At 42.0% G+C, this 7,128-nt stretch carries 5 protein-coding genes and 5 pseudogenes; 6 read left to right on the top strand and 4 right to left on the bottom strand.

Features of this window, described 5'->3' with window-relative positions:
* Positions 1-9: 9 nt before the first annotated feature.
* Positions 10-309: pseudogene (locus tag PX481_RS01025) on the bottom strand (RNA-guided endonuclease InsQ/TnpB family protein); the annotation flags it as partial.
* A gap of 113 nt (positions 310-422) precedes the next feature.
* Between PX481_RS01025 and PX481_RS01030 the strand changes: the two are divergent.
* Entirely contained in the window at positions 423-803 is a 381-nt protein-coding gene (locus tag PX481_RS01030) for an HMA2 domain-containing protein (protein ID WP_288093203.1), read from the top strand.
* Positions 804-826: 23 nt separating this feature from the next.
* Here the strand turns inward: PX481_RS01030 and PX481_RS01035 are convergent.
* Positions 827-1,674: pseudogene (locus PX481_RS01035) on the bottom strand (IS630 family transposase).
* 68 nt (positions 1,675-1,742) lie between these two features.
* Between PX481_RS01035 and PX481_RS01040 the strand changes: the two are divergent.
* The 3 genes from PX481_RS01040 (at position 1,743) to PX481_RS01050 (ending at position 3,975) form a co-directional block, all read left to right on the top strand.
* The gene (locus PX481_RS01040; RefSeq protein WP_288024261.1) at positions 1,743-1,913 is read left to right on the top strand and encodes a hypothetical protein; all 171 of its coding nucleotides are present in this window, start codon (positions 1,743-1,745) and stop codon (positions 1,911-1,913) included.
* A gap of 84 nt (positions 1,914-1,997) precedes the next feature.
* A complete protein-coding gene (locus PX481_RS01045) occupies positions 1,998-3,299 on the top strand; it encodes an NF041680 family putative transposase (RefSeq protein WP_002756753.1) in 1,302 nt (433 codons plus the stop codon).
* 19 nt (positions 3,300-3,318) lie between these two features.
* Positions 3,319-3,975, top strand: coding sequence for an EcsC family protein (locus tag PX481_RS01050; protein WP_223212945.1), 657 nt, complete (start codon positions 3,319-3,321; stop codon positions 3,973-3,975).
* 15 nt (positions 3,976-3,990) lie between these two features.
* Here PX481_RS01050 and PX481_RS01055 read toward each other — a convergent pair whose 3' ends face one another.
* The gene (locus PX481_RS01055; protein ID WP_288025627.1) at positions 3,991-5,310 is read right to left on the bottom strand and encodes a threonine/serine exporter family protein; all 1,320 of its coding nucleotides are present in this window, start codon (positions 5,308-5,310) and stop codon (positions 3,991-3,993) included.
* Positions 5,311-5,356: 46 nt separating this feature from the next.
* Positions 5,357-5,581: pseudogene (locus tag PX481_RS01060) on the bottom strand (ISKra4 family transposase); the annotation flags it as partial.
* A 456-nt stretch (positions 5,582-6,037) separates the two neighbouring features.
* Here PX481_RS01060 and PX481_RS01065 point away from each other — a divergent pair.
* Positions 6,038-6,287, top strand: a pseudogene (locus PX481_RS01065) (hypothetical protein); the annotation flags it as partial.
* Positions 6,288-6,583: 296 nt separating this feature from the next.
* A pseudogene (locus tag PX481_RS01070) lies at positions 6,584-7,128 on the top strand (S8 family serine peptidase); the annotation flags it as partial.

A 7,128-nucleotide genomic window follows, 5' to 3' on the forward strand; every position in this document is an offset into this window, starting at 1 on the left:
CTATAGTTACTAATTCTGTACGCAAATATTGCATCTAGAATTAGCTTTGTACGCTTTGACCCGTACTGGGTTAACTACGAACCTCTCTATCGGATTCCCGCTAAAGGCGGCCTCTCCGACTACCTTTCTTCCAATATTTAAGGAACCATTAATATCTGCTCCCTAGAAATAACCCGACGAGCTTCTGAATAGTCCTCTTTTAATTCTCTTGCCTAAATAGCTTTTTTGCTTTTGAATAGACTCTAAGTCCAAGAAACTACATTTAGAGGTATAGCTTTCATTAGTTGTTTTGACCTCTATTCCTACTAAATAAGGGTTACATCCCTTATAATCCCCGTCCATTGCATAACACAAACCGAAGAGCCATTAAACTAGCAATGGCACAAGTTTAAAAAGTCAATAGTAAGGGGAAGTTGAGTCAGATGTTAGAAGTAGAATATCAAGTGATTCATGCGGTTCCAGGGCGCATTCGCTTGCGTGTTCCTCCACTGGGCCAAGATGAGCATTATGGACTGAAAGTGCAGGGCCTATTGGAGGCAATAGAACCGGTAATTGAGGCTCAGGTATTTCCCGTCAATCAGGCTTTGATTATTCAATATCAAAGAGCTGCTTTCTCACAAGCTCAGTTACAGCAACAATTAGCAACAACCCTCGAGCAAGCTTTAGCTTACCAACCAACTCAGCCCCTAGCGATTAAATTGCCGGGGTATCAGTCGAATGGTTTAAACCTCTACGAACTTGCTCAAGCCCATAAAATTAAGCGTTGGTGGTTAGAAATTCCTAATTTTTTAACAACTTTATAGTTATTTCAAATAAGAACGAGACGCTAGGCGACACAATAAGTACGAATAATTTCATCAAGGGATGTACCCACAGGAGCATACATTCTCGCTCTCTTTAATGCACTAAAATCATGCTCGATATCATTTAAGTCAGGAGAGTATGTTGGCAAAAACACTACCTGATGACCTGCTTCCTCTACCAGTTGTCTAATCACTGTCTTCCGATGAATTGGTGCCTTATCCATAATTAATATTGATGTCATGGTTAAAGAGGGCAATAAATATAAAGATAACCAGCCTTCAAAGCCTTCCGCAGTTAGGCTTCTCGTAAATATCATTGGTGCAATCAAGTCTTTTTTCCCCTTTCTTCTCCCAGCGACAAGGTTCTCTCTTTTTCCTCGTTTTCCTTGTCTATCTCCAAAGACTTTCTTCCCTTTTTTTGACCAGGCATAAAGACAGTCTTGAAATTCTTCAAACCCAGCCTCATCAATAAATACAAGGCTTTTACCACCATATATTTTAATCAATTCTCTCAGGGTTTTATAATATTTTATTCTTTCTTCTCGGTTTCTTTCTCTATAACGAAGTTCTTTCTTTTTTCTGGTGATTTCCATTTTTTTAAGGCATAGCAAATGGCACTTGGTCTCACTCCAAACTTCTCGGCTCTATCTCTTAATCTTGCTTCGGGATTTTCTTGGACATCTCTTTCTAGTGCTTTCCAGTCCAGCTTTCTCTGACGGTGTTTTACCTTTGTTGCTGACCCTTCTTCCCTACTCAGCCATCTATATATTGTTGCTCTCCCTATCTTAAATAGAGCGGCAGCTTTAGTTATGCTTCCTCCATTCTCTACATAATCGATTACCTTTTTTCTCAAGTCTAGACTATAGGACATTTTTCTGTATGGGTTGCTCGTTTCTCCTTATTTTACCTTATTTTTCACTTGTCTCACAATTATTTGAAATGACTATAATTGCTAGATTGTTCGGTACAATCGGGAAGATCGCCGATTGGCTCATTCCAGAAAAATGGATCGATGAGACATTAACTTTGTGCGATCGCCTAGCGGAAAAATGGCAAGAAGAGTGGGATCAATTGAAACACCTAGCCGGAGTTGACTGTAGTTTAGACTAAATGAGAAACCTAAAAAGAAAAAAGAGGAAGAATCAAGCAAAATAGAGAGAAAATAAAAGATGTTAAAGAATTTATCCTCTCTCTATGACCAAATATAACAGATATACCAGATTTCGCCAAGATACCTACCAACTGTTAGGTAATGCCAAAGATGCCACCTTTGACTTAATGGATAGCATCATGACCACCAGAAATGCCTATTGCTTGGGAGACTTGTCACTGTCCCCTTTCTTCAGAAGGAAATGGCATAGTACATACGAAGCTCTTGAAGATTGTCGTCCCAACCGAAACCAGTTAATGAAAAGGTATGTTCAGGAAATACCAGAACTGGAGTATGTTTTGTTAGCAATAGATCATACAGCATGGGAATTGAAGGATGCTAAAACGATGAAAGATAGAGGCTATCAACATAGCGCGGCATCAAAAAATGGAACAGTATTAGGACAAGGCTATAGCACCATTGTCTGGCTACCCGAAGGGGAAAGAAGTTGGGCATTACCCTTAAGACATGAAAGAATCACATCCTTTGAAACACCGATATCTAAAGCCAAATGGCAACTCCAAGAAGTCTGCAAAACAATTCAACAAAAAGTTTTGGTAGTATTAGATTGTGAATACGGCAATAGTTCATGGGTAAATCAAACAGCAGATATCCAAGCAAGTAAACTGATGAGAATCCGCTCTAATTGTTGTCTATATGGCGAACCAGAAGCTTATGGGGGTAAGGGAAGACCGAAAAAACATGGCAGACAATTTAAAATCAATGACGAATCCACATGGTGGCCAACCGACGCAACAGTGGAAATCAATGACCCGAAACTCGGATTAATCCGAGTGAGTCAATGGCAACAGTTACATTTTAAAACAGCTTCTCAGCAGAAATTAAGTCTAATTAAAGTGGAAAGGTTGAATCCTAAAAAAACGGGAGAGGCACATCGCCCCTTATGGTTAATTTGGGTAGGAGAGGCATTTTTATCCTTAGAAAAAGTTTGGTCACAATATGCACGTCGTTTTGGAGTTGACCATTGGTATCGCTTTGCCAAGCAAAGATTACATTGGACTTTACCTTCTTTAAGTACACCTGTTCAATGTGAGAGATGGAGTGATTTAATGCCGTTGATGACTTGGCAATTATGGTTAGCCAAAGATTTGGTAGCAGATTATCGTCTTCCTTGGCAAAAACCGCAAACCCTATTAACTCCTGAAAGGGTAGCACAGTCTCTGTTTTCCCTTTTGATAGAGATTGGTTCGCCCGCTCAACCACCTAAAACTAGAGGAAAGTCTCCCGGCTGGGAAAAAGGGAAGACTCGCAGTAAAAGAAAGACCTATCCTACTGTGAAAAAACGACATTCAACCCCTAAAAAATCGGCAACAAAAGCATCCTAACTCTACTTTTTGCTTCAAGATTTTTGATTTCAGCTATTTTCATAAGGCTGGATTATTTTTAGGCAAATTTTTTAGTCTAAACTACAGAGTTGAGAAAGATCACGATTGGCAACAAGTCTCCTTAGCAGATTGCGATCATTTAGCGAAGAAGGTGCAGCAAAAAACCCTGACAACTGCTGAGGTGGAAGGGACAATTGCCGGTTTGATGGGAGTTATCGGAGTAATTGGCGAAATCCCACTGTCAATAGTTCAATCTCTGCAAACTATTCAGAGAATTGGCTTGTGTTATGGTTACTCGACCACAACGGAACAGGAGCGGAATTTTGCTTGGATTATCTTAGCAGCAGCTACCGCCCAAACTCCAGAGGCTAAATGGCAAGCGGTGGATAATTTGAGAGACAGTCACACGCAATTTTCTCGCCAAGCTTTTGACAATTTTCTCACTGAAATCGGCGACAAAGGTGCAATCTCGCTGGCAGCTGAAACGATTTTCCAGCAAGCTACTATCTATTTAGCTCCCAGTTCAGTAGGTGGGGCAATTCCTTGGTTAGGTGCTATCTCTAGCGGCGTTGGTTTGAGTTTCTTCCTCAATCAAGTGGCGGATGCCGCTCGCCGTGCCTATCAAATGCGTTGGCTGCTGGATAATCAGAAGCTTTCTTTGGCTCTAGCGAACTGAAGAACTGAATTGCTCCTAAAAATTGGGTTGGCGTTGAAAGCGTAAAAGGATAGGTATAGCTAACCCAATGGGAATAGCTAAAGTCATTAAAAAAGCTTTTGTCATCATGCCTAGGGTGGTGGCAAGTAATAAAGAACTGGCATTCTCTGGTATGGTCATAATCTGAATTAAGCCGCTTGCTGCTTGAAAAGCAAAGATTCCTGGTACTATTCCCACTACCGCCCCAAAAGCGATTACAGCCGGTGGCGCATGAAAACGATTAGAAAAATAAAGCGCCATTGTCCCAACAACAGCAGAAGCAATTAAATTACCCCAAATAATACCGGGTCCATGGTCAATACACAACCATCTTACCCCATGTCCCACCATGCCACAGACAATGCAAGCCCATAACATTTTCGGCGGCACATTAAAGAAAATGGCGAATCCCATAGCCGCTAATCCCGCAAAAATAACATCTTCAAATAGAGGTAAGGGAGAAACAGGATTACTGACAGGTAGTAAGGCGTTTGTAACCGTTGTCGAGAGAAGTAAACCAAAGGCGATTGAACTAAGAATTACTAAACTATACTCTAGACGTGCCATGCCCATGGGAATATGATTCTCGACTAAATCTAAGACTCCATTAATCAGATGAACCCCCGGTACTAACATCATCGACGGGATGAGAAAACAGATATTAGGAGTAGAACTCCATCCCAGTGGGCCTGCCACTCCCCCGATACATCCCCCCAAAAAAGCAGCTAGAAAATTAAGTAAAAAAGGATTAAAATGCCTTTTCCCCAGTTCTTGTCGTAAGATAACGCCCACTGCCGTAGCAATTCCCGTAATCACAAAGGAAGCCCAGTCTCCCTGAAAAATACGGGCTAAACTTGCCCCTGTAAGGCCTAACATCAGAATAATGAACCAGCGAGGGTAATAAATAGGGGGATATTTATCGATCTTTTCTAATTTCTGGATTAACTCAGTCAAGGTTAAACGATTTTGCTGAAACTTTTCGATCGATAAAAAAACCTGAGTAATTAAAGCCATATTAACGGCAATGCTGGTGATGGGGCGACTAAAGTGTGAGGAATATTCATTTTCACTCTTTACGGTTAGTTTAATGGCTTCATATTCACAATATACCCGGACTTCTACCCCGAATTTTTCCGCTAATTGTTGAATGGTTTGATGCACTCGTTCGGTGGTGGTACTGTGCTGCAATAAGATGCGGCCAGTTAAGAGCATCAGGTGAAAATAATCAGGAAAAGACGGAGATTTAGGGGATAAATAGGATTTTGAGGTCAAAGGATCGCACTCCACTCTGGTTTTTCTCCTTTTTGAATCGGCCAATCAGAAATTAGATGGGTGCGGCTCTTTTAGAAGGACGTATGGCAAGTCAAACAAGCATCGCTGTGTGTCTTGAAGTAGTAGAACAACAAGCTTGAATCACAGTTGTGAGCAAAGGAACACCATCTTGATACAAAGCCCGATGATGCCGTTGATGCTCTTGCTGTCAATGAAAGTGCCAATAATCAGGCCAATCACCGCTAACCTGAAGGGAGCGAAGACGTAAAACCGCCTCAGCACCCTTGAGACTCCATCTCGCCCCCGTAATAGACATCTCCAAAAATTATAACCCAGTCACAGCTTGCTTTTAGCTTATGTACTAATTAGGGTTTGCGGCAAAAAGTTTTTCGTGGGGGCAGGGTGTGGGGTGTGGGGTGTGGGGTGTAGGGTTTTACCGATTTTGAGGTAGTCAGTTACCTAATTTTCAGGGAAAAAGTCCAGGAATTTTCCCCCCGATCACTCCAATGGTCAGCACTTTTTGAGGGAAAAAAAGTCTAAAAGCCCTCAAGGGGTGACAAAGAGGTTTAAAGGTAGGCAGGATAAAGACTCTAGCCAAATGTCCCCCAAAGAAATAGAGTGGTTATGGCAACCACTCAAAAAATTAAAATGTTACCATCATTCTATCAGGCTTGTGGCTCTTCTCGACTTTGTGTGATAATTTTTGCTTATGTAAGGTGAAATGCTTATCCGGCAAAACTTTAATCGCTATTTGGCGGAAGAAACTATCAGTATAGACCTCGTTTCCACACAGAAACCAGAAGAACCGGCTTGTTTACAAGCTAATCTGAGCGAAGCACAATATCTTACCCTGCAAATCCTCATACTGCTCTTACAAGGTCACAGAACGGTACAATTAGAGAGATTAGCTGCCCTATTTCCTCAACCAATTACCTTTGAAAGCAGAAGAAGAAATTTACAGAGGTTTCTTAAGTTACCGCAATTAAGTGTGAAATTGTTATGGTTTCCGCTAATTAAACACATTATTAAGCAAGAGTTTAGCCGAAAAAATAAAAATCGACATCAAAGAAGAAAACTGAAAAAACTTAGGCATCTAGGACATCTGTTATTGGTAATCGACAGAACGGATTGGAAAGGAAGAAATTTATTGGTAGCCAGGCTCTTCTCGACTTTGTGTGATAATTTTTGCTTATAGAATAGTAAAATGTTTACTGGGAAAGACTTTTAGGACTATTTTGCTGAAGAAACTATCAGTATAGACCCCGTTTCCACACAGAAACCAGAAGAGCCATTTTCGGACAATGGGGTGTGCCTAACCATGAAGACAACACAAGTAAGTTCCGATTTATCGAGTACAGATATGTCATCTCTAGAAGATTCTTTGAGTTTTGACGGAGCCTCTCCAATCACCTTTGATTTAACAGGTTCCGACGATTTAAGTGTATCGAGGGAAACTACTCCCTTGGGAGTCCTGAACTCTAACCCCTCCCCATCTACAGTCTCCTCGGAGGCCCCCACGGTTCCAGTCTCCCCTACTGCTACGGGTCAAGTGGTCTTTCCCGCTTCCCTCAGTATGAACTCTTCTGGTTATCCCACCAGTCCAGCGTCGAGTCCTGCCTCTGTACCCACCGCTGCCGCCGTCACCACCAGTCCAGCGTCGGGTCCTGCCTCTGTACCCACTACCGCCCCCGTCACCTCAGAGCTAAGACCGGCAGCAACTAGCACCCTTGCCCCCCATGTTTCCAATAAACTCATTGTCAAGTTCAAGAAGGGGATCGCCAGCGCCGAAGTTGCTCAGTTTAAGTCCCTCTTTGGTGCTGTCAGCACCCAGACGATTAAACTGACGGGGGCAGAGATTTGGAA

This window comes from Microcystis sp. M53603_WE2 (assembly GCF_030065435.1).